The sequence below is a fragment of the Aminobacter aminovorans genome (assembly GCF_900445235.1).
GTDB classification, from domain to species: Bacteria; Pseudomonadota; Alphaproteobacteria; order Rhizobiales; family Rhizobiaceae; genus Aminobacter; species Aminobacter aminovorans.
Window position 1 is genome coordinate 318,006 of record NZ_UFSM01000001.1, and the last position, 23,579, is coordinate 341,584.

A 23,579-nucleotide genomic window follows, 5' to 3' on the forward strand; every position below is an offset into this window, starting at 1 on the left:
CGCCGCTCCGGAACTTTTGCCTGGCAAGGCGTCGCGCCTTGCGCACGCAATAAAAGGCGGTATACTGATGATTATTGGGAACGCCGGAAAAGGAGAGCAGCATGGCGCAGGAACCACTGGCCACGAAAGGCAACTTCCTTCACATCTACGACTTCCGCGTCGAGGCCGGACGCGAGGAGGAATTCGTCCAATTGTTCGAGGAGTTCGACTATTCGGACGGCAATCCGATGCATAAATCCTCGGCCCAGGTGAAGGACGGCGTGTTGTGCCGCGACACCGAGGATCCGCAGCGCTTCTTCCTCATCGCCGAGTGGTCCGACATCGTCGAGCACGCCAAGATCCGCAAGGTGCTGGCGGAAGAGCTCAAGCCGGCTTTTGTCGGCCTGATCGAAGGCCGCACATTCGTGCCGAAATATGTCGAGGTCGTCTCGTCGACACCCGACGAGATCCTCAACGCCGCGTCACACTGACTGCCAAAACGATGCGCACGCTCTACACCTTCTTCAGGTCGTCGACATCATACCGGCTGCGCATCGCGCTCGCGCTCAAGGGGCTCGACTACGAGCCCCGCTTCATCAGCCTGCCCAGGATGGACCACCGCACGGCCGACTACATGGCGCTCAATCCCCAAGGGCTGGTGCCGGCGCTGGTCGAGGACGGCCAGGTCTTCGCACAAAGCCTCGCCGTGCTCGAATATCTCGACGAAACCCACCCCGAGCCGCCGCTGCTGCCCACTGACCCGGCCGGGCGCGCCTATGTCAGGGGCCTCGCCCAGATCATCGGCTGCGACATCCACCCGCTCAACAATGTGCGTGTGCTGAAATTCCTGAAATCGCGCTGGCAGATGTCTGACGACGACACCAACGAATGGTACCGGCACTGGATCGAAGAAGGGTTCCGCTCCTTCGAAGCGACGCTTCGCGCCGCCGCCCGCCACGGCCGCTACTGTCTCGGCGACACCATTACCATCGCCGACATCTGCCTGGTGCCACAGGTGGCCAATGCCCGCCGCTTCGACTGCGATCTTACCGCATTCCCGCTATCGGTGGAGATATCAGGTGCCGCCACCGCCCTGCCCGCCTTCGCCGAGGCGCATCCGAGCCTGCAGGCCGACGCCTTCTGAACCCGCGGCTCGGCCGTGTCGGTTAGCGCTTGCGAGCGACGATGTAGGGCCTGTTGTCGTTGCCCTTCGTCGCGTGGGTTTCGGTAGCCACAACCTCGAAACCCGCGGTCGAGATGAGCCTGACCAGTTCCGCCGTGCTGAAGGCACCGGCATGGGGTGCAAGGCCGGTGGCGCGCATCACCGGCAGCAGCGCCAGCCGGATCAGCGGGTTCATGTCGCCGAGGCAAGGTGTCTTGGAGACGAACAGGCCGTCGCTGGCAAGCAGGGTGTGGATGCGCCGCAAGGTGCCAGGCAGGTCGCGCACCAGATGCAGGTAGTTGAAGCCGAGAACCACCTCGAACTGGCCGGACCCGAGTTCAGGCGCCTCCGCCGTCGCGGTCAGGAAATCGAGCCCTTTGAGGGGGCACACCAGGCGCTTTTCTTCGGCGATCGCGATCATGGCCGGCGAGAAATCCGTCGCCAGATAGGTTTTCACGTCGCCAGCCAGCAGCATGGCCGTCGATCCGGTGCCGCAGCCGAGTTCCAGCATCTGGTCGCCGGCCTGCAACAGCCCGCGCGTCCGGTCCAGCGTACGCGCGTAGCCGTCGCGGTCTGCCACCGCCGACTTGGCATATCTGCGTGAAGACCGGTCCCAGAAGCGGGCGTCGCTGGCAATGCTCATGCAGGATGCTCCTCCACCGCAACGGCAATGCTCTGACTAAACCGACAGCCTTGCGGCAACATTGCAAAAATGACTCGAACAACCTTTCGGCGTCTGGGTGCGACCCGGCCGCTCCTGCGATTGGCGCAGATTACCGGCTGACGACATCGAAGCGATCGCGGCCCTGTCCGGCTCCGCGACTTCCTCAAGGCGGTAAAATGCCGGCCACGTTTCTGCGCGCGACTTTGCGCACCTGTGCCAAATGGCGTGCGACATCGGCTTCTTTGGCTCGCTGAAGAGGTCCGCCATGTGAGCCCGGTGACCGTTATCTCGAGTTGCGCCAATCAAACAAAGACCCGACGTCGAGAGGGCTACATTTCGCCTAGTGGGTTGAGGGCGCGGTTCACGGCGATCTGCTCTGCGTGGACTTCGCGATAGGTCGGATTGTCGGCAAAGAGCCTGCGGTGATTGTCCCACCATTCGTTGTCACGGATTCTCGGAGCCTTTCCCTTGACCGCCGCCACGAGGGCGTGGCGGGTCTTGTCGGCATCGAAATCGCAGCAATATGCAGGGGTCAGCGGCTGCTGGCGCCAGGACTCCGCCAACGACCCACCATCGACGGGATCAAAGCCGATTTCATTTATCAGGCTCATGACCATCTGCTTGCCACGCCCATCATCGCCAGCGACTGGAATTGCGAGACGTCCGCGTTCCCCTTCCGGCCTGCCAAGTTCGGCGAGGGAGTAGAACAAGATGCTGTTGAACGCCTTGAAGATCGGGCGCCCAAGCTGCAGCGAGACCCACACACTTTCCGGCATCCCGGCATCGATCTCGGCGATGTTTGGGTCGCGTATTCCGGGAAAATAATTGCTGACATCAATGATGACCACGTCGCCCGCAGCCCGCTCGAACAAATCATTCGGAAGCGTCGCCGCAGCCGGGAAAGGCATGGCAAGCAGCACGACGTCCGCGCCTTCGACCGCGCCATGGGTGTCGGTCGACTGAACGCCGATTTCGGTCGCAAATGCCAGCGCCGCCTCTGCGCCACGCGAATTGGCCACGCTAACGTCATGGCCTTTCTCGCTCCATTTGCGCGCCAAGGTGCCACCCATCTCGCCAATGCCAATAACACCGATCTTCATTGTCCTGCCTTTCGTGGGCGACCGAATATGGGCCTTGTTCGGCTCTGGAACGCCAGGTCTCAACCGTGGAAGGCTTCTTGCCGCAGAACCAGGCCTATATGGACCCAGCGTTTCTTGCGGACCGGGTAGCCAAGTAATTTGAACAGCTTGTGGCTTTCATCGGCTTCACCATCTGGAAGGACAAGATATGCAGGCAAATACCTGCATGTCAATCCGCTTCCTTTGCGAGATCCGTTCCGCCCGTCAACTTCCGCTCACAGCGCAAGGCGGACTTTGGAGGATGCTAACGGGTTGCCGGTTAGCGCGCGCGTGGTGACAACGTGGAGAGAAGCCAGGAACTCCCTCAAGGGAGCCTCACAAGGGAGCCTCAAAAGGGAGCGATCGCGGGCAGACGAGCAGCGATTCAGGAGTTTGCTCGATCATGTCGGCAAATTTCCAGTCGAGCTTCGCCATGCCGAACCAGGTTAGTCGGCTACCGGGTTTGAACTTTGACCTAGCCCACTCATTCACGCCCGCCGTCGCTCGGCCACGGTTGCCTTGTCGTAGCCGGCGACCTTCTTGTAGCTGTTCGACAGTGCTGCCAGTTCGTCCTGGGTGATGACGTCGTCGAGCCGCGCGAAAGGGCGGTCGCCGGTACGCTCATAGACCTCCTTGAGGATGACGTCGGGCGGGGTGGTGCGGTTGGTGCGCACGACAGTCGCGGTCGCCTGCAGCCGCTTGTCCTCATAGGCCTTGAGCACAGCCGCGACATCGCCGCCTGCGCCAAGACTGTCGGCCAGCGCGCGGGCGTCGAGGATCGCCTGGCCGGCGCCATTGGAGCCGCGCGGGTACATAGGATGGGCGGCATCGCCGAGCAGCGTGATACGGCCAAAGCTCCAGCGCACCAGCGGGTCCTTGTCGACCATTGGATATTCGAGGATCGACTCGGCACCTCGGATCAGGCCGGGCACATCGAGAAAATCGAAGCGCCAGTCGGCGAAGGCATGGATGAAATCGTCGAGTTGGCCGCGGCGGTTCCAGTCCTGCTGGTGATAGTCAGGCGTCTCGATCTCGGCGACCCAGTTGATCAGCTGGCGGCCGTCGGCGTCGAGCTTGTTGCGGATCGGGTAGATGACCATCTTGCCATGCGTCAGCCAGCCGGCGCGGACGTAGCTCGCGCCGCCGAGAAATGGCTGCCACCAACTCGTGCCGCGCCACATATTGACGCCGGAATAGATCGGGCCGCCATCGTCGGGCACCAGCTTGCGGCGCACGACGGAGTGGATGCCGTCGCAGCCGACGATGGCCGCGCCATGCTGGACGGGCCGGTCCTCACCGGTGCGTCCGTCGACGAAGCGGGCGGTAGCTGCCGTATCGGACTGCTTGACATCGATGCATTTCCAGCCGGTGACCACGCAATCGAGGCCGGCGCGGTCGACCAGTGCGCGATACAGGATCTGCTGCAGGTCGCCGCGATGGATCTGGAACTGCGGGTAATCATAGCCGGCAAAGGTGCCGACCGGCTCCTTGTAGATCAGCTGGCCGAAGCGGTTGAAAAAGCAGGATTCGCGCGCCGTGACCGCGGCCTCGGCGAGTGCTGGCTGAAGGCCGAGCTCGGTCAGCTCGCGACTGGCATGCGGCAGGATCGAGATGCCGACGCCGATCGGCCGGATCTCCTGTGCACTTTCGTAGACGCGGAAAGGAATGCCCGCCTTGTGCAACATAAGGGCCAGCGTCAGCCCGCCGATACCTGCGCCGATGATCATCACGTCCATGTGGCTCTCCGATCAATTTAAGCAGTATACTGACTATTTTTGGGTTTGAATGGCGTAGCCGACCGAAGCGGGCCGGCTAGACCGCCTCGCGAAACGGCAGTTCGAATTCCTGGCGGGCGTTACGGTCGAGGATCTCCTTGGCAAGTGCCGCCGCAACGCCCGTCGGCTCGTTGGCGGCGCTGGTCAGGATGAACTCGACCTCCTCGAGCTGCGGCAGCTGCTGGCTCGTCGGCAGCACCATCAGTCCCGACGACACCATGCCGCGCGGCTGCACCATGACACCCAGGCCGGCACGGGCGGCTGCCTGCAGCCCGCTCAAGCTGCCGCTGGTACAGACGATGCGCCACGGGATGCCCTTGCGGTCGAGCGCCTCGATCGCGGCGACGCGAGTGATGCCCGGACGCGAAAACAGGATCAACGGCAAGGGCTTGCCGGCTTCGACGACCGATGGGTCGCGTGCCGCCCATACCAGCCGCTCGGTGCGGACCGCAACGCCGCTGCGCGCCTCGCGCTGCTGGTTGAGCCCGACGCGGCGTTTGGCGATCACGAGGTCGAGCGCACCTTCGTCAAGCAGGTCGAACAGCGTGCTCGACAGTGCCACCGTCAGCTCGAGCTCGACGGATGGGTGGCGCTCGGTGAACTTGTGCAGCACGTCGGCCAGGCGGGTGGTGACAAAATCCTCCGAAGCGCCGAAGCGGATGCGGCCGCTGAGCCTGGCCCCCTGCAGATAGCTGCGGGCACGTTCGTTGGCGTCGAGGATCGAGCGGGCGAAGCCCAGCATCGCCTCGCCGTCCGGCGTCAACATCACCGAATGGGTGTCGCGGACCAGAAGCCTCCGGCCGACGCTGACTTCGAGCCGTCTGATGTGCTGGCTCACCGTCGACTGGCCGAGCCTGAGATGCACCGCCGCGCCGGTGAAGCTGCGCGAGCCGGCAACCGCTACGAAGGTCTGGAGGAGTATCGGATCGAACATGATCCCTCCCTGTGTTCACGAAACGAAATGAGCATCATTCCTGTATGTGCCATTCACAATGCCGCTGGCATTTGGCATACTGTATACAAAATTAACTCATTGCCAAGGGATGCCTCGCCTTGTTTGCACGTTTTCGTCCCGACACTTTCATCATGCTGATGGTCGCCTGCATCGCGCTGGCATCGCTGCTGCCGGCGCAGGGCAGCTTTGCCGGCCATTTCGGCACCGCGACCAACATTGCCATCGCGCTGCTGTTCTTCCTCCATGGCGCACGGCTGTCACGGGCGACGGTGATTGCCGGCATGACGCATTGGCGGCTGCACCTTTTGGTGTTTTCGACCACTTTCGTGCTGTTCCCGATCATCGGGCTGGCGCTCGGCCTGCTGGTGCCGACCGTGCTGCCGGCAGCGCTCTATGCCGGCGTGCTGTTCCTGTGCGTGCTGCCGTCGACGGTGCAGTCGTCCATCGCCTTTACCGCACTTGCCGGCGGCAATGTTCCGGCCGCTGTGTGTTCGGCCTCCGCCTCCAACATCATCGGCATGTTCCTGACGCCGCTTCTGGTCGGACTGCTGTTCGCCAAGACCGGAGGCGGCGGCGTGTCGCTGTCGGCGATCGAAGGCATCATGCTGCAGCTTCTGGCGCCGTTCATCGCCGGCCAGCTCGTCCAGCCCTGGCTTGCCGGCTGGCTCGCCCGGCACAAATGGCTGGTGACCATCGTCGACCGCGGCTCGATCCTGATGGTGATCTATCTCGCCTTCTCCAAGGCGATGGTCGCAGGCCTTTGGCAGCAGCTGCCGCTACAGTCGCTGGTGGTGCTGCTGCTGATCGCCGCCTTCCTGTTGTCGACCGTGCTGGCCGTCACCATCTCTGCCAGTCGCTTCCTCGGTTTTTCCCGGCAGGACGAGATCACCGTCGCCTTCTGCGGCTCGCACAAGAGCCTGGCCTCGGGCGTACCGATGGCCAACGTCATCTTCGCCGGCCAGGAGATCGGCGCGATCGTGCTGCCCTTGATGCTCTACCACCAGATGCAGCTGATGGTCTGCGCCTGGATGGCCAGGCGCTACGCCGAGCGCAACGCCGCCGAAAGTGCGACCCTCGCCGAGGCCCAGGGCGCGGCGCAGTAGCCGCGCCGAAAACCTAGATCTTGGTGGCGCCACCGTGGTTGGCCGGCAGCGAACGGGCGCGCAGCGGGGCGACCGAGGCGTGCTGCTCGAAGGTCTCCTCGCCAAGCACTTCCACCTTGTGGTTGGGCAGGTCCGCCAAAAGGCCGGCGACGCGGGTGAACGACTGTTCGAGCGCGCGCTCCTTGATCTCGCCCGCCTTCAGCCCGGCCGCCATGTAGTCGATCATGCGCGTGATGATCTCGGTGTCGGCCCAGTAGGCGCACATGCACAGCAGGTCGCAGCCGGCGTTAATGATGCGGATCGTCGTCTCGGGCTTGTCGAGACGGTCGGAGATCGCCTTCATGCCGAGATCGTCGCTGACGACGACGCCTTCATAACCCAGTTCCTTGCGCAGTATATCCTGCAGGATCACCTTCGACATCGTCGCCGGGATGCCTGGATCGATCTGCGAAATGACGATGTGAGCGGTCATGATCATCCGCGTCTGCGCATCGTTGAAATGTCGGAATGCCTCGAGCTCGCGGCTACGGAAGGTCCGGGGATCGACGTCGATGACCGGCAGCGAATAGTGCGAATCGACGGCCGTATCGCCATGGCCGGGGAAATGCTTGGGGCAACCGAGCACGCCTTCGGCCTGCATCGCGTCAAGAAACGCCCGCGCCGCCGGCACCACATCGTCAGGCGTCGTGCCGAACGAGCGCTGGCCGATGACCGGATTGGCCGGGTTTGAATTGACGTCGACGACGGGCGCGAAATTGACGTTGAAGCCGAGCGAGCGCAATTCGACGCCCATTGCCTTTCCGACATCGGCGGCTTGCTTCGGCCACTCGCGAGCATAGGCGAAGGCGGTGATCGGCGCGGGCGGACGCAGCACGCCGCCGCCCTCATGGTCGATCGAAACGATCACCTCGTCGCGCTCGATGTATTCGCGCACGTCGGACAGCAGTCTGGCGTGGTTGTCGAGCCAGTCCTCATAGGGCGCGTCGGGCAGGAAGTTGGCGCGGAACAGCACGACGCCGGCCGGTTTGAGCAGCGACAGCAGCCGCTTGTCCTTGTCGCCGAGCGTGTGGCCGGGCTGCAGGCCGATCAGAAACCGGTGTCCATAGGACGCAGGACCGCGCCCGAGATCGAATGAGAGATCCATTGCTGTGCCACACTCCGCCTGAAATCCGCTACCTCTTTGTGGCAGACCGATCCAAACAAGTCCTTAGTACATGAGCGCAGGATTCGGAATCGCTTTCGGAAAAGCCGCCCCGCAAAAGATGCGAGCCGGCGTAACCGGGGGCTAAATTTCCATCGACCGCCAGTATCGTCATTCGGTCCCGGACAGGCCGCCCTTCAGCCTTGCGCCCGCTCGGCGATCAGCTCGCCTTCGGCGCGATCCGCCTCGGTCACCGACGTCAGGCGCTTGAGACGACGGGCGAACCAGGCGTTGAGGTCGTCCATCGAGGTGAACATGACCGGCACGACGACAAGGCTGAGCAGCGTCGAGGTGATCAGTCCGCCAATCACCGCAACCGCCATCGGTGCGCGGAAGCTGGCGTCGGCACCGATGCCTGCCGCTGCGGGTACCATGCCGGCGACCATGGCGATCGTCGTCATGATGATCGGCCGGGCGCGGGTCATGCCCGCCTGCATCAGCGCATCGCGACGCTCCATGCCCTGGGCACGGCAGTCGATGGCGTAGTCGACGAGCAGGATCGAGTTCTTGCAGACGATGCCCATCAGCATCAGGATGCCGATCGTCGACGACAGGTCGAGTGCCGCGCCATAAAGCAGCAGGGCAAGGGCGGCGCCGCCCAGCGACAGCGGCAGGGCTACCAGGATGGTGAGCGGCTGCAGGAAGTTCCTGAACAGCAGCACCAGTACCGCCATTACCATCAGGATGCCCGCTACCAGCGCCAGCGCGAAGCCGCGGAACATTTCGCCCATCTCTTCCGAGGCGCCATATTTGACGTGTGCCACGCTGGGCGGAAGGTTCTTGAGCAGCGGCAGTGCCTCGACGGCTGCCATCGCGTCGCCGATCGTCACCCCGTTCAAATTGGCCTCGACTGCTACCATGCGCTTGCGGTCGAGCCGTTCGACCTTGCCTTCCTCGGCACCGAAGTCGATGTCGGCCACCGACGTCAGTGGCACCACGGCGCCGCTGTCGGTACCGACCCTCAGGTTGCGCAATGTCTCGAGGTCGCCGCGCGCCGACTTGTCGAGCAGCACGCGGATCGGCACCAGCCTGTCGCCGAGGTTGAACTGCGCCGAATTGGCGTCGGTCTCGCCGAGGGTTGCGATGCGCGCCACGGTGCCGAGCGAGACCACGGAGACACCAAGGCGTGCCGCCTCGTCCATGCGCGGCCTGACCAGCAGTTCCGGCGCCGCCGGAGGCTGGTTGGACAGCACGTTGACCAGCTGCGGCAGCTTGCGCATCTCGTTCTCGAGCTGGCGTGCGGCCTTGTTCAGCTCCTCCGGATTGTTGCCGGCGAGGAAGACCGACAGCTCCTTGCCGCCGGAGTCGCTGGCGAAGCTGAACTGGATATCCGGCACGCTGGCCAGGATGGGAAGCACAGAGAGCTCGAACTCCTTGCGCGAGACCTGCCTTTCGTCGCGCGGCTTCAGCCTGATGATCAGCGACACCCTGTTGACGTCGCCGGTGATGGCCAGGACGCTCGCCACTTCCTGGCGCTTCAGCAGCTGCGCGACGATGTGGTCGGAGACACGCGCCGTCTCGTCGAGCCTGGTGCCCGGCGGCAAGGTGATGCTGGCCTCGGAGACGTTGCTGTCGGTGCCGGGCACGAAGCCGGTTGAAAGCTGTGACAAAAGAAGCACCGAGCCGATAAAAAACGCACCGACCAGCGCAAACGTCGTCTTGCGATGATCGAGCGTCCAGCCGAGAAGCGCGAGATAGCGTCGCGACAGGCGCGAGGGTTCGGCGGCGTGGTGACCGGCAGGTTTGGGCTGCAGCAGGTAGGCTGCCATCAGCGGCGTCAGCAGGCGCGCGACGACCAGCGAGATCATTACGGCAACGGCAACGGTGATGCCGAACTGCCGGAAATACTGGCCGACGGCACCGCCGATGAAGCTGACCGGCGCGAACACGGCGACGATGGTCAGCGTCGTTGCCACCACCGCCAGGCCGATCGCGTCGGCCGCCTCGATCGAGGCGAGATATGGCCGCCGGCCCATGTCGACATGGCGCTCGATGTTCTCGATCTCGACGATGGCATCGTCGACGAGGATGCCGATCACCAGCGTCAGCGCCAGCAGGCTGACGCCGTTCAGCGTGTAGCCGAGCAGATCCATGACGGCGAAGGTCGGAAGGATCGACAGCGGCATGGCGACCGCAGCGATCAGCGTGGCGCGCCAGTTGCGCAGGAACAGGAACACCACGAGGACGGTCAGGCCGGCGCCTTCGAGCAACGCGGTTACCGCGGCGTTGTAGCTTTCGAGCGTGTATTCGACGTTGGAGATCACCTCGACGAAGGCGACGTCGGATGTCCGCGCTGTGATCTCGCCAAGCCGCTTGGTCACCGCGTCGGCAACAGCCGTGTCGCTGTAGCCCTTGGCGCGATAGACCGAGAAGCCGACGACGGCGTCGCCATTGTAGCGGGCAAAGCCGCGGGCTTCGGTCGGCCCGTCGGTGATGGTGGCGATGTCGTTGAGCTGCACCCAGCGCTTGCCCGGCAGGGACACGGAGAGGCTGAGCAACTGGTCGAAGGAGGTGACGCTGCCAAGCGTGCGGATCGACTGCTCCCGGTCGCCGACCTCGCCGCGTCCGCCGGGAACATTGACATTGATGCTGCGTAGCGCGGTATTGACCTGGTCGGCGGTGACACCGAGCGCAAGCAGTCTGTCGGGGTCGAGCGAGACCGTTATCTCGCGGTTGACGCCGCCGAAGCGCTCGACCTTCTGCACGCCCGGCACTGCAAGCAGTTCGCGGCTGACCATGTCCTCGACGAACCACGAGGCGTCGAGTGCCGACATCTGGGGCGCCTGCATGGTGAAATAGAGGATGGCACCGCCTTCGACGTCGACACGCGAGACGACCGGCTCCTGGATCGACTGCGGCAGGTCGGACCTTATCTGGCCGACAGACTCGCGGACGTCGTTGGTCGCGCGGTCGGGATCGACGCCGATCTTGAACTCGACCGTGGTCGTCGACACGCCGTCCTTGATCGTCGAGCGGATGTTCTTGACGCCCGCGAGGCCGGAGATGGAGCCCTCGACGCGACGGGTGATCTGGCTCTCCATCTCGGCGGGCGCGGCGCTTGGCTGCGTCACCGAGACGGTGACGATCGGGAAAGACAGGCTCGGATTGGCGTTGACCGGGAGGCGCATGAAGGCGGCGATGCCGGCCAGCGTCGCCACGACGAACAACACGATGGTGGGTACCGGCTTGCGGATCGCCCAGGCGGAGATGTTGCTGATCATGGCCTGACGCTTCCAGTCTTGGCGCCGGTGTCGGTGGTGGCGACCACGTCGCCGTCGCGCAGCGAGGCACCAGCCTTGGCGACGACGATGTCGCCTTCCTTGAGGCCGGCGCGGATTTCCAGCCTGCCATTGTTGCGCATGCCTGTCTGGACCGGCCGCAGGTCGACCTTGCCATCCTCGACGACGAAGACCGATGTCTTGTCCTTGCCGCCGTAGATCAGCGCCGAATCCGCGATGACAATCGCCTGGCGCTTGGCTACCACGACCGCGGCGCGAGCAAAGGCGCCGGAAAAAAGGGGGGTGGCCGTCTTGAAGGCGATGCGTGCCACGCCGAGACGGGTTTCGCGATCGATCTTCGGCGAGATCAGCCGGACCGTTCCAGGGATCTTGCCGTCCACGCCCGGCAAGGTAACCGAGGCAGCCTGGCCGACGGCCAGTTGCGGCAACTCGCGTTCCGGGATCTCCGCCGCCAGTTCGACGTCGCCGTCGCGGATCAGCCTGATCAGCGGGTCCGATCCGGTCAGCGCGCCGGCATTGGCGTGGCGTTCCGACACGACGCCGGCGACCGGCGCCACGATAACGTTGCGCTCGACCAGCCGGCGGGATTCGGTGAGCTGGGCCTCGGCCTGGTCGACCTCGGCCTGCGCCAAGGCAACACCCTCGCGCTCGACAGCCTCGGTCGAGGCACGGTCGGCATAGCCCTGTGCCGACAGCGCGCCCGAATGCTTCAGCGTCGTCGCGCGCTGCAGTGCCGCCAGCGCCTGTGACGCCTTGGCCTGCTGCTGGGCAAGTGCTGCCTTGGCCCGCGCCAGCCGGCCTTCGCTCTCGTGCAGCTGGTTTTCGCGCATCGCCGTGTCCAGCCGGACCAGGATCTGGCCGGCCTCGACCCGATCGCCGACCTCGACCTCGACGCTTGCTATGCGCTGTTCCTGGAACGGCGCGCCGACGGCAACCTCCTCGCGGGCAGCAAGCACGCCGGTGAACGACAGCGTCCATTCGGTCATGTCGCTGGCCACGACGAAGGTCGACACCAGCCGCCTGGCGGTTTCGCCCTGCACCGCGGCATTGGCGGCGGTGTCGGCCGCCGCGGGCAGGACCGTGCTTGCCAGCAGCGCCGCGACCGCCGCCGCGATCCGCGCCCGGCGGTGAAGATAGTGCGTCATTGGTACAAACTTTCCACAGTCAGATGTCTCCGAAGACCGGCGTCCGCCGGCATCCTCCAAGCCAGCGTACCATTATTCGATTGATCAATCTAATATTTGGGCCAGACCCGTTTTCATGATCAGCCAAATGACAGAGCACCATTGCAGCAATCTGTCGTGACGCATGCAGCCGGCAGTTTTTGCATCGGCAGCTTGAATTTCCCTTGTTAAGGCTCATCGGAAGGTGATTTGCCGAGTTAGATTTGCTCAGGCGCATGCCATGCCCATCACTTCATCGACAGCATGCCAGACTACTTCGACGGGGCTGGACAGATAAGGGTCGATGCGCGGATATAGCAAACAGTTCGAGGGCCGATTCTTGCCGATGACTGCGGACGAAATCGCCAGCCACGCCGCGCTGCAGGAGTTCATCCGGCGGCAGTCGCAGGCATTGCTGATGGCCTACGAGGCCAATCCCCGTCAGTCCTCCGTCTTCGCCACTCAGCAGCGCTGGCTGATGGGCCATATCGGCTTCGCCCTGTACTTCCGGCGGGAAGCCGGCGAGTCAGGGCTGCTGACCTCGCGCTTCCTCGACATGACCCAGGCCCATGCGGTGGCGAGCCGCAACACAGCCGACGCCTTCATCAAGGAGCTGCTCAACTACGGCTACATCGAGTATTGCCCCGAGACCGACGATCGACGCGCACGGCCGGTGCGTCCCTCGCAATCGACGATAGATGCGATACACGGCTGGGTCATGGTGCATCTGGCGACGCTCGACGGCCTCGACGGCGGCCAGCGCCTAGCCACCTATCTGGCGACATCGGACGGCCTGGCCCGTATCGAGCCGCTGATCTGCGACGGGCTGTTGTCCTCGCATGCCATCCGCGAGCCGGCCAACACCTTCTCGCTGTTCACATGGCTCAACAATGGCGGCATCATCATGGAGCGGCTGATCGCCGGGCTGGAAGAAGCCACCACCGATGCCGAGCAGCTGTCGACAAGCATCACCTCGATCGCCGAAATGGGCCTGTGGCTGCAATTGTCGCGGTCGCATCTCGCCCGCAAGTTGCGCGAGGCCGAGAGCCTTGGCAGCATCGGCTGGCGCGGCAAGCGCGGCAGTTCGGTGATGTGGGTATCCAGGGGTTTCCTCGGCGAAATTGCCGCCGCACAGGCCGCGAAGCTCGCCGTCATCGACGCGGCATACGAGGCCTCCCTCGCCCCGAAATCGGCTAAACACCTGCAATAACGGCCGAAATTCCCCCCAATAATAGTCAGTCTCTAACAATTGACCCCCTTTTTCGGCGGGCATAGGGTCCCGTTCATCCGGCGCTTGGGGTTTTTGGGCGGGCGCCGGAGCTGAACTTAGCAGCCGATGTGAACTGCGCCGACAACACCTGTCGCGGCGCCGGCGGAGCCTTGCGCGCCGCCGGCTGCCGGTTTGCGTCCGCGATCCGGGGAATATCACGTGAGCAGCATTCGCAGCCGAAATGAAGCAGCACGGCATGACCATGTAACCGGAGATCACTGCGCGCCGTCCCGCTATGGCATCTACCGCGCCGCGCTTTTGACCTGCACAGCACTTGTTGCTCCGCTGGTGATGCCAGCCGCCGTCGGCCCGGCTGCCGCACAGACCACGGGTGCAGACGGCGGCAATGGCGGCAACGGTTCCGGCACCCGAGCCGGAGGTACCGGCATGGGTGCAGTGCTAGCGTCGGGCGGCGGCGGCGGCGCTGGCGGCCAGTCGGGCAACGGACAGCCTTCCGGCACCAACGGCGGCAACGGCGGGACCAACGGCTTCGGCGGCGGCGGCGGCGGTGCTGCCGACAGCGGTGCTGGCGGTGGCGCCGGCTATAACGGCGCTGGCGGCGGCGGTGGTGGTGGCGGCGGCGGCGCGGGGCTGGTGATCAACTCGGGCAACGTTACCGTCAGCCAGAGCTCGACTGGCGGCAAAGGCGGCAAGGGTGGTTACGGCGGCGTCCAGATTGGCGGCACCTCGATCGCCGGCGGCGGCGGGGGCGGGGGCGGGGGCAGCGGCATTGTAATCGGCGGCACCAGCGGTTCGACAACCGTAACAGTTGGCGCGGGCGTGTTCGTGCGTGGTGGCCTGGGTGGTGAGGGGGAAGCCGGCAACTCCAATGGCGGTCCAGGTGGAACACTGTACCCACGCGATCATGGCGGCGGCGGCAGTGGTGGCCATGGCATCTCGGTCACCGACCCGAATGGCGCAACGATCATCGTCAATGGCGATGTCTCTGGCGTCGAAGGCGCCGCAGGCGGCGGCTGGAATGGCAACAGGGCGGCGAGCGGCGCCAGCGGTGTCGGTATTCGCGGCCAGAACCTTAACATCACCATCGGCACCGCGGGCGCGATCAGGCGCACGCTCAGCGGGCAGGACGCAATCTACATCACCGGCGGCACCAACAGCATCAACAGCCTGGGTTCCGCCCCCAACCAGGGCACGGTGCAGGGTGCGATCCATCTCGACGCCGGCGTAACTACGATCTCGGGCACCTATTCCTACGGCACCAGGCCGACCTGGGTCCTGATCGACGGCGGCGCCGAGATGAAGGTGCAAGGGGCCAGTTCCGCCAACAACGCCAGGTCCATCTACGACCTGAAGAACTATGGCCTCGTCACCGTCGACACCGGCAGGTCGCTCAGCCTGGACATGGGCACGAACTTCGCGACGATGAACATCGCCTCGGGTGCAACGCTCGAAACGACAAATGGCGGCGTCCTCAACAACGGCACCATCAATGTCGCCGACACCGGCACCGTCAACGCTGCCGGCGGATGGACGAACGAAACCGGCGCGACACTGAACTTCAACGGCCGCGGCACGCTGTCGGGCGGCTGGGGCCAGTTCGTCAATCGCGGCACCGTCAACGTGAAGGCCGGCGACGTCACCGCCAGCAACGTCACCTTCAGCAACAATGGCACGCTGTCGCTGACGGGGGGCAACCTGACCGGCATCGGCGAACTGACCAACGGCGCGGGCGGCACCATCGACATCAGCGGGGGGCGCACGCTTTCGCTCGCCACCCTGACCTCGACCGGCGGCAACGCCGCCGGCGCCGGCACCATCGAGGCGTCGACCGCCTTCAACTTCAACGCCGGGTCCTACGCGACGAAACTCACCGGCACGGCAGTGCTCAACAAGATCGGCGCCGGCACGGTCACCCTGACCGGCACCAACACCTACACCGGCGGCACCAACATCTCGGGCGGCACGCTGTCGGTGGCTTCAGACGCCAGCCTCGGCAACGGCGCGCTGAGCTTCAGCGGCGGCACGCTGAACGCCACCGCGTCCTTCGCCACCGGCCGCGACGCGACCCTTGGCGCCAGCGGCGCCGGGCTTTCGGCGGATGCCGGTATGACGCTGACCTATAACGGCCTGCTCAGCGGCGCTGGCGCGCTGAGCACATCAGGCGACGGCACGGTGGTGCTCGGCGCCGCCAACACCTATGCCGGCGGCACCGCGGTCAACGCCGGCACGCTCAGGCTCGCCACCGGCGGCAGCCTGCTGTTCGGCAAGGATCTTTCCGTCGCCTGGGGCGCCACATTCGACCTCAACGGCAAGGCCCAGACCATCGGCAGGCTGACCGGCACCGGCGCGGTTGCGCTCGGCGCGGGTGCCCTGACCGTCGGCCTGGGCGATGTCTCCTCGACCTTCGCCGGCGCTACTTCGGGCTCCGGCTCGCTGGCCAAGGTGGGCAGCGGCCTGCTCACGCTCACAGGAGCCAATACCCACAGCGGCGGCACCACGGTGAGCGGTGGACAATTGCAGATCGGCGATGGCGGCGCATCAGGCTCGCTCGCCGGCAATGTCGAGCTGGCCAGCAGCACCACGCTGTCGTTCAACCGCGCCGGCACGCTGACCTTCGGTGGCGTCATTTCCGGCGGCGGCACGGTGACCATGCTGGGCGGCGGAACCACGATCCTTGCCGCCGACAACACGTATTCCAACGGCACCGAGATCTACTCAGGCACGCTCCAGCTCGGCAATGGTGGGACCACCGGCTCCGTTCTTGGCGCGATCAGCAACTACAATGGCACGCTCGCCGTCAACCGCTCCGACACCTATACACTTGCCAACAGCATCTCCGGCAATGGCGGATTCAGCCAGAACGGCACCGGCAAGACGATCCTGACCGGCACCAATTCCTTCCTCGGCGGCATCGCCGTGAATGCCGGCACCTTGAATGTCGGCAACGCAAGTGCACTCGGCAGCGGTTCGAGCGCCATCGATGTCGCGGCCAACGCAACGCTTGAGATCGACGGTGAAATGTCGATCAACACACGCGCGCTGAGGCTCAATGGTATCGGCGCAAACGGAAAGGGTGCCCTCCACACGGTCTCCGGCGAAAGCAGTGCCATGACCCGGGCTAGCCTGAGCGGCACCGCGCTGGTCCTGACGGAAGCGGACACCGGCATCGTGTTCTTCGGCGGCGTGGACGGCAACGGCCACCGGCTGACCGTCAACGGCAGCGGCCGAACCGGCATCTGGGGCCTGAGCGGTGCCGGCACCGAGCTTGTGAAAACCGGCTCCGGCAGGCTCCTCATGCGCGGGCCCAGCACTCATACCGGCGGCACTTACATCGATGGCGGCACCCTTGAGGTCGACGGAAGCGGAGGGCTCGGCACCGGCACCGTCACCTTCGGCGGCGCGGCAACCCTGCACGGCGCCAACGCCTGGCTCGAGAATGCTTTCGATCTCGATGCCGCCGCCACGCTCGACACCGACACCTACATGCTGCTCAACGGCGCGATCAGCGGCTCGGGCAGCCTTGTCAAGACGGGGTCGGGCGAGCTGACCCTCAATGGCGTCAACAGCTACTCCGGCGGAACGACCATCGCAGCTGGCAAGCTTATCCTCGGCAACGGCGACCCTGCCACGCTCGGCAGCGGCGCGGTCGTCAACAACGCGATGCTGGTACTCAACCGCGACGGCGACTTCACCCTCGGTAACAGCTTCTCCGGCACAGGCACCATGGAGAAGTACGGCTACGGCACGTTGACCCTGAGCGGCCCCAACACAATGTCCGGCACCACGTCGCTTTTCGGCGGCACTTTGCAGATCGGCGATGGCACTTCGGGCGGCGGCATCGGCAGCAACTCGGTCGTCGCCCTGAACGACAGCACACTTGCGTTCAACAGGTCGAACCAGGTGACCTTCAATGGCATCCTGTCCGGCACGGGTGGTCTCGCGCAGAAGGGCAGCGGCACCACTGTGCTATCGGGCGAGAACAGCTATACCGGCACCACCAGCGTCATCGGCGGCACGCTGCAGGTCGGCGATGGCGCTACGTCAGGCAAGCTAGGTTCGGGCAACGTCCAGAACGCCGGCACCCTTTCCTTCAACCGCTCTGATATCGTCACCGTCGCCAACGCCATCTCGGGCACCGGCACGTTCGAGCAGGTCGGGTCCGGCACCACCATTCTCACAGGCACCAGCAGCTACACCGGCGCGACCAGGGTTTCCGCCGGCAAGCTGGTCGTCAACGGCTCGATTGCGTCGTCCTCCAGCGTCACGGTCGATGCCGGCGCGACCATCGGCGGCAGCGGCACCATTGCCGACACCACGATCTACGGCACGCTCTCGGCCGGCAATAGCCCGGGCACGCTGACCGTCGATGGCGACCTTACCCTCGATGGTGGCTCCACCAGCGTCTTCGAGCTCGGCAAACCTGGCGTTGTCGGTGGCCTGACCAACGACCTCGTCGTCGTCAATGGCAACCTGACGCTCAGCGGCACGCTGGAGACCCCCGACGCAGTGACCGGCTACTACCGCCTGTTCAACTTCTCGGGCATGGTCACCGGATCGTTCCACACGCTTCCCACCGACGCCTTCATCAGCACGGCGGTCGCCAACCAGGTCAACCTGCTCATCCGCAACAACAACCAGCTGCTGCAGTTCTGGGACGGCTCGGATACTTCAGGCAACGGCACGGTCGACGGCGGCACCGGCACCTGGAACGCGTCGAACGGCAACTGGACCGGGGCGCCAGGAGAAGCCACCATCAACGCAGGCTGGCGCGGCGAGGTCGGCGTGTTCGCCGGCACGGCCGGCACGGTCAACGCCTATGGCACGCTGGCCTTCCAGGGCCTGCAGTTCTCGACCGACGGTTACCATCTCGTCGGCGGCATCCTCGCCCTGTCGGGCAATCCCCACGGCAACGAAAAAGCGAGCTTCATCAACACCGACAACGGCGTGACGGCAACCATCGGATCCGTCATCGCCGACGGCGACATGACCGAGCTCGACAAGTTCGGCCTCGGCACGCTGATCCTGACCGGCGAAAACACCTACACCGGCAAGACCACCATCTCGTCGGGCACCCTGCAGCTTGGTGATGGCGGCACGTCGGGCTCCGTTGCCGGCGACATCGTCAACAACAGCGTGCTTGCCTTCAACCGCTCCGACGACGCCCTCGTCATCGGCGGCTACATCGGCGGCACCGGGCGCGTCGAGCAGAACGGCGACGGCACCACCACGCTGACCTCCGCCAACTATTACACCGGCGGCACGACGATCAACGCCGGCACCTTGCAGATTGGAAATGGCGGCTCGATCAAGGGCGACGTGCTCAACAACAGCAGACTGGTCTTCAACAATACCGAGGCCAATGGCGAGTTTGCCGGCGACATCACCGGGAGCGGCGCGGTGACCCTCACTGGCAACAGCATCGTCCTGATGAGCGGCGACATCAGCCACTCCGGCGGCACGACGATCGACAGCGGCAGCGTCCTGCAGATCGGCAAATCCGAGACAAGCGGCACGCTGTCCGGCAATGTCAGCAATTCCGGCACGCTCGCTTTCGACCGGTCGGACGACAGTTCCTTCGACGGCGACATCTCAGGCTCAGGCGACTTCAAGAAGTACGGCGAAGGCAAGCTTACGCTGTCGGGCGACAGCGGCGGTTTCGACGGCATCGTCTACTCGCTTGCCGGAACGTTGCGGCTCGAAAACAGCCTCGCCGCCGGCACCGGCTACATCATGATGTTCGGCGGCGCCCTCGACTACGGCGCCGACGTCGAGCTTGCCAACATCATGACCCTGCAGCAGGACAACACCGTGCTGTCGGTCGCGTCCGGCACCGCCACGCAGTCGGGCGTCATCCTGTCGGGCGGCGGCGTGCCACGCGCCGTGGAAAAGACCGGCGACGGCACGCTCGTCGTCAAGGCCATGCAGCACGGTGGCCCGACCACAGTCAGCGAAGGCACGCTCAAGGCGGGCAATGCGAATGCATTTGACATGACTGGCGCGGTGACCGTCAAGGCCGACGCCACGCTCGACCTCGACGGCTACGACCAGCAGATCGGCTCGCTGGCAGGCGCTGGTTCGGTCACGCTCGGCGTGGCCAGGCCGCTCTGGGGCTCGCCGCAAGAAGTCACGCTGACGACGGGCGGCAACGACGCCTCGACCATTTTCTCCGGCTCGATTTCCGGCGCCGGCAACCTGTCCAAGGTCGGCAGCGGCATCTTCACTCTGAGCGGCGCCAACAGCTACACCGGTAAGACCTGGCTCGATGGCGGTAGCCTCAAGGCGGGGGCTGTCAACAGCTTCTCCTCGGCCAGCGCAGTTGAAGTCGCCACCGGCACGGAACTCGATCTCGACGGCTTCGACCAGGTCATCGGATCTCTCGCCGGTGCGGGCACGGTTTCCCTCGGTGCCGGTACCCTGACCACAGGCGGCAACAACGATTGGACCGACTTCTCCGGCGTCATCAACGGCTCCGGCGGCCTGACCAAGCAGGGTTCTGGCACCTTCACACTGTCAGGTTCCAACACATACACCGGCGCAACCAAGATCGACGCCGGCACGCTGAAGGCTGGGGCTGCAAACACGATCGCATCGGCCAGCGCCGTCAGCGTCGCCTCAGGCGCCACCTTCGACCTCGACGGCCACAGCCAGACCATCGCCTCGCTGGCCGGCGCCGGCGACGTCAAGCTTGGTGCCGGCACGCTGACATCGGGCAACGGCGACGACACCGAATATCAGGGCGTCATGTCGGGCACTGGCGGCTTTACCAAGCAGGGCAACGGCAAGCAGACCATGTCAGGCGAGAGCATCTACACCGGTGCGACCTCGGTCAAGGCGGGCGAGCTCCAGGTCAACGGCAAGCTCGGCAACACCGCCATCACCGTGGACAGCGGCGCGACGCTGTCCGGCTCGGGCACTGTATCGGGCAGCGTCGAAGTCTCCGACGGCGGCCATATCGCCCCCGGCGCCGGCAAGGGCACGCTGACGGTCGGCTCGCTCAGCCTGTCCAGCGGCGCCAATCTCGACTTCGAACTCGGCGCCCAGAGCGACCGTATCGACGTCAACGGCAACCTCATCCTCGACGGCAAGCTCAATGTCAGCGGCGGCAACGATTTCGGCGCCGGCGTCTATCGCTTGATCAACTATGGCGGCTCGCTGACCGACAATGGCATGGTCATCGGCACCGTTCCCGGTGCCTTCCAGGCCAGCGACCTCACCATCCAGACGCAGATTGCCCAGCAGATCAACCTGATCAACACCGGTGGTACGGCGCTCGCCTTCTGGGATGGCGGCGCCAGTGGCAATCTCAACAACGGCACCGTCGACGGCGGCGACGGCACATGGAGCGCCGCAAGCGGCAACTGGACCCGACAGGACGGCGCCTTCAACGCGCCGATGACGCCGCAACCGGGCTACGCCATCTTCCAGGGCACCGCCGGCACTGTGACTGTCGACGCCAATCAGGGCGCCATTGCAGTCACCGGCATGCAGTTCGCCACCAGCGGCTACGTCATCAAGGGCGACGCGATCGGCCTTCATGATGCCGCAACCACCATCCGCGTCGGCGACGGAACCGTGTCGAGCGCCGGCACCGTTGCATCGATCGAATCCGAGCTCACCGGTTCCGGCGGGCTGGTCAAGGACGACTACGGCACGCTGGTCCTCAGCGGCGCCAACAGCTACACCGGCGGCACCACGATCAAAGGCGGCACGCTGTCGATCTCCTCCGACGGCAATCTCGGCGCAGCTTCGGGCGGCCTCACCTTCGTCGGCGGCATCCTGACCAATACCGCCGCCATGACCACCGATCGCGACATCGAGCTGCGCCTTGCCGGCGGCACCTTCGACGTCAAGGCCGACCTCACCGCATCTGGCACGATCTCCGGCCAGGGCAAGCTGACCAAGACCGGCTCGGAAACGCTGACGTTGACCGGCACCATCAGCGCCGGCACGCTGCAGATAGGCAGCGGCGGCACGGCTGGCTCGATCGTCGGCAACGTCGAGAACAATGCCGTGCTTGCCTTCAACCGCTCCGACCTGCTGACCTTCGCCGGCGCGATCTCCGGCAGCGGAGCGGTCAAGCAGATCGGATTGGGCAAGACGGTCCTGACGGGCACCAACAGCTACACCGGCGGCACGACCATCTCCGCCGGCACGCTCTCCGGCTCGGCCACCAGCTTCGGCAGCGGCGCGATCCTCAACAACGCCGCCTTCATCATCGACCAGGCCACCGACACCAGCTTCGCCAATGCCATCAACGGCACCGGCAGCTTCACCAAGTCGGGCAACGGCGCGCTCACCCTGACCGGTACCAGCCTGCTCTCGGGTGACACGACCGTCAGCACCGGCAAGCTCTCGGTGAACGGCTCGCTCGCCAAGTCGGCGGTGACGGTCGCCTCGGGAGCGACCCTTGGCGGCACCGGCATTGTCGGCAAGCTGACCGCGCAGTCCGGCTCGATCGTCAACACCGGCAGCTCGATCGGTACGCTCAGCGTCACTGGTGACGCCAGCTTCGCCGCCGGCTCGACCTTCCAGGTCGACGTCGACACGACCAAATCGGACAGACTCTCGGTCGCCGGCAAGGCGACGCTCTCGGGCGGTACTGTCCAAGTGCTCGCCGGCAGCGGCAACTACGCGCCGTCGACGCAGTACACCATCCTGACCGCGGCAACCGGTGTGCTCGGCCAGTTCACTTCCGTCACCAGCAACCTCGCCTTCCTGACCCCCACGCTGACCTACACCAGCAACGCCGTCGGCCTGTCGCTCGACCGCAACGACATCAAGTTCACCGACATCGCCGCGACCCGCAACCAGTTCGCCGCCGGCGGGGCGGCCGACAAGCTGGGCAACAAGCACGCGATCTACAAGGCGATCGTCAATCTCGACAAGGACGCGGCGCGCAAGGCCTTCGACACGCTGTCGGGCGAGGTTCACGCCTCCATCGGCGGCATGCTCGTCCAGGACAGCCGCTTCCTCGCCAGTGCCGCCAACGACCGTATCCGCGCTGCCTTCGGCGACATCGGCACTGCAGCCCTGCCCGTCATGGCTTATGGCCCTGACGGCCCAGAGATCGCCGAGGCGACGACCGAGCGTATGGCATTCTGGGGCCAGGCCTATGGTTCCTGGGGCAGAACCGGCAGCGACGGCAACGCGGCAGCCTTCGGCCGGACCACCGGCGGCTTCATCGGCGGTCTCGATGCCGGCATCGGCGACAACCTTCGCGTCGGTACCTTCGCCGGTTTCAGCAATGGCAGCTTCGATGCCGACGACCGCGCGTCCTCGGGCGACAGCAGCGCCTACCATGCCGGTGTCTTTGCCGGCGGCCGGTGGCAGGCGTTCAGCCTGCGCGCCGGCGCCGCCTACAGCTGGAACCATATCGAAACCAGCCGCACCGTTGCCTTTGCCAACTTCAAAGACAAGCTGACCGCCAGCTATGACGCCGGCATCACCCAGGTCTTCGGCGAGGCGAGCTACCGCCTGCAGACGGGCGACGCGATCGTCGAGCCCTTCGCAGCGCTTGCCTACATCAACGTCAAGACCGACGGCTTCACCGAAAAGGGCGGCCAGGCAGCGCTGAGGGCCGACGCCTCGACCGCCGAGACGACGTTCACGACGCTCGGCGTCAGGGCCAGCACCGACATCGCCATCCGCGGCATGGATGCCACGCTGCACGGCATGGCCGGCTGGCGCCACGCCTTCGGCGACGTCACCCCGATGACCTCGGTCGCCTTCTCAGGCGGCGGCGCCTTCACCATCGCCGGCTCGCCGGTCGCCAAGGACGTGGCGATCGTCGAAGCCGGCCTCGACCTCGCGCTCACCCCTGATGCCAAGCTCGGCGTCACTTATGCCGGCCAGTTCGGTTCCGGCGTGGTCGACCAGAGCTTCAGGGCCAATCTCGGCGTGAGTTTCTGATCAGTCGGGGCGGCGGAGACGCCGCTCCTACGATCTTCGCGTCATGCATTCATCCAGAAAATCACGGTAAGACTGGTGGC

The 23,579-nt window shown here is 65.2% G+C and carries 12 protein-coding genes; 5 read left to right on the forward strand and 7 right to left on the reverse strand.

What is annotated here, in order from left to right; all coding sequences use genetic code 11:
• The first annotated feature begins 101 nt into the window (after positions 1-101).
• Both DY201_RS01630 and maiA read left to right on the forward strand, forming a co-directional pair.
• Positions 102-470: a hypothetical protein gene (locus tag DY201_RS01630; RefSeq protein WP_165915980.1), complete on the forward strand. Its 369-nt coding sequence runs from the start codon at positions 102-104 to the stop codon at positions 468-470.
• An 11-nt stretch (positions 471-481) separates the two neighbouring features.
• A complete protein-coding gene (gene maiA, locus DY201_RS01635; protein ID WP_115729690.1) occupies positions 482-1,123 on the forward strand; it encodes a maleylacetoacetate isomerase in 642 nt (213 codons plus the stop codon).
• A gap of 22 nt (positions 1,124-1,145) precedes the next feature.
• Here maiA and DY201_RS01640 read toward each other — a convergent pair whose 3' ends face one another.
• From DY201_RS01640 to DY201_RS01655, 4 genes are all read right to left on the reverse strand, one after another.
• Complete coding sequence (locus DY201_RS01640) at positions 1,146-1,784, reverse strand: class I SAM-dependent methyltransferase (protein ID WP_115729691.1); 639 nt, start codon at positions 1,782-1,784, stop codon at positions 1,146-1,148.
• A 350-nt stretch (positions 1,785-2,134) separates the two neighbouring features.
• Positions 2,135-2,968 carry an NADPH-dependent F420 reductase gene (locus tag DY201_RS01645; protein WP_245431867.1) on the reverse strand — a complete coding sequence of 278 codons (834 nt, stop codon included), beginning with the start codon at positions 2,966-2,968 and terminating at the stop codon, positions 2,135-2,137.
• A 443-nt stretch (positions 2,969-3,411) separates the two neighbouring features.
• Entirely contained in the window at positions 3,412-4,659 is a 1,248-nt protein-coding gene (locus DY201_RS01650) for a flavin-dependent oxidoreductase (protein WP_115729693.1), read from the reverse strand.
• A 76-nt stretch (positions 4,660-4,735) separates the two neighbouring features.
• Complete coding sequence (locus DY201_RS01655) at positions 4,736-5,632, reverse strand: LysR substrate-binding domain-containing protein (RefSeq protein ID WP_115729694.1); 897 nt, start codon at positions 5,630-5,632, stop codon at positions 4,736-4,738.
• A gap of 152 nt (positions 5,633-5,784) precedes the next feature.
• Here DY201_RS01655 and DY201_RS01660 point away from each other — a divergent pair, with 152 nt between their 5' ends.
• Positions 5,785-6,756 carry a bile acid:sodium symporter family protein gene (locus DY201_RS01660; protein ID WP_115733525.1) on the forward strand — a complete coding sequence of 324 codons (972 nt, stop codon included), beginning with the start codon at positions 5,785-5,787 and terminating at the stop codon, positions 6,754-6,756.
• A 13-nt stretch (positions 6,757-6,769) separates the two neighbouring features.
• Here DY201_RS01660 and DY201_RS01665 read toward each other — a convergent pair whose 3' ends face one another.
• The 3 genes from DY201_RS01665 to DY201_RS01675 all read right to left on the reverse strand — a co-directional run bounded on the left by DY201_RS01665 (position 6,770) and on the right by DY201_RS01675 (position 12,341).
• Entirely contained in the window at positions 6,770-7,900 is a 1,131-nt protein-coding gene (locus DY201_RS01665) for a glycoside hydrolase family 3 protein (protein WP_115729695.1), read from the reverse strand.
• Between the two features lie 194 nt (positions 7,901-8,094).
• A complete protein-coding gene (locus DY201_RS01670) occupies positions 8,095-11,178 on the reverse strand; it encodes an efflux RND transporter permease subunit (protein WP_115729696.1) in 3,084 nt (1,027 codons plus the stop codon).
• Entirely contained in the window at positions 11,175-12,341 is a 1,167-nt protein-coding gene (locus DY201_RS01675) for an efflux RND transporter periplasmic adaptor subunit (RefSeq protein WP_115729697.1), read from the reverse strand. The genes DY201_RS01670 and DY201_RS01675 overlap by 4 nt, the downstream gene beginning before the upstream one ends.
• Before the next feature lie 364 nt (positions 12,342-12,705).
• Here DY201_RS01675 and DY201_RS01680 point away from each other — a divergent pair, with 364 nt between their 5' ends.
• Positions 12,706-13,569 (forward strand): hypothetical protein, encoded by an 864-nt coding sequence (locus DY201_RS01680; protein WP_342635168.1) that lies wholly within the window; start codon positions 12,706-12,708, stop codon positions 13,567-13,569.
• A 219-nt stretch (positions 13,570-13,788) separates the two neighbouring features.
• Positions 13,789-23,499, forward strand: coding sequence for an autotransporter-associated beta strand repeat-containing protein (locus tag DY201_RS01685; protein ID WP_165915981.1), 9,711 nt, complete (start codon positions 13,789-13,791; stop codon positions 23,497-23,499).
• Positions 23,500-23,579 lie beyond the last annotated feature (80 nt).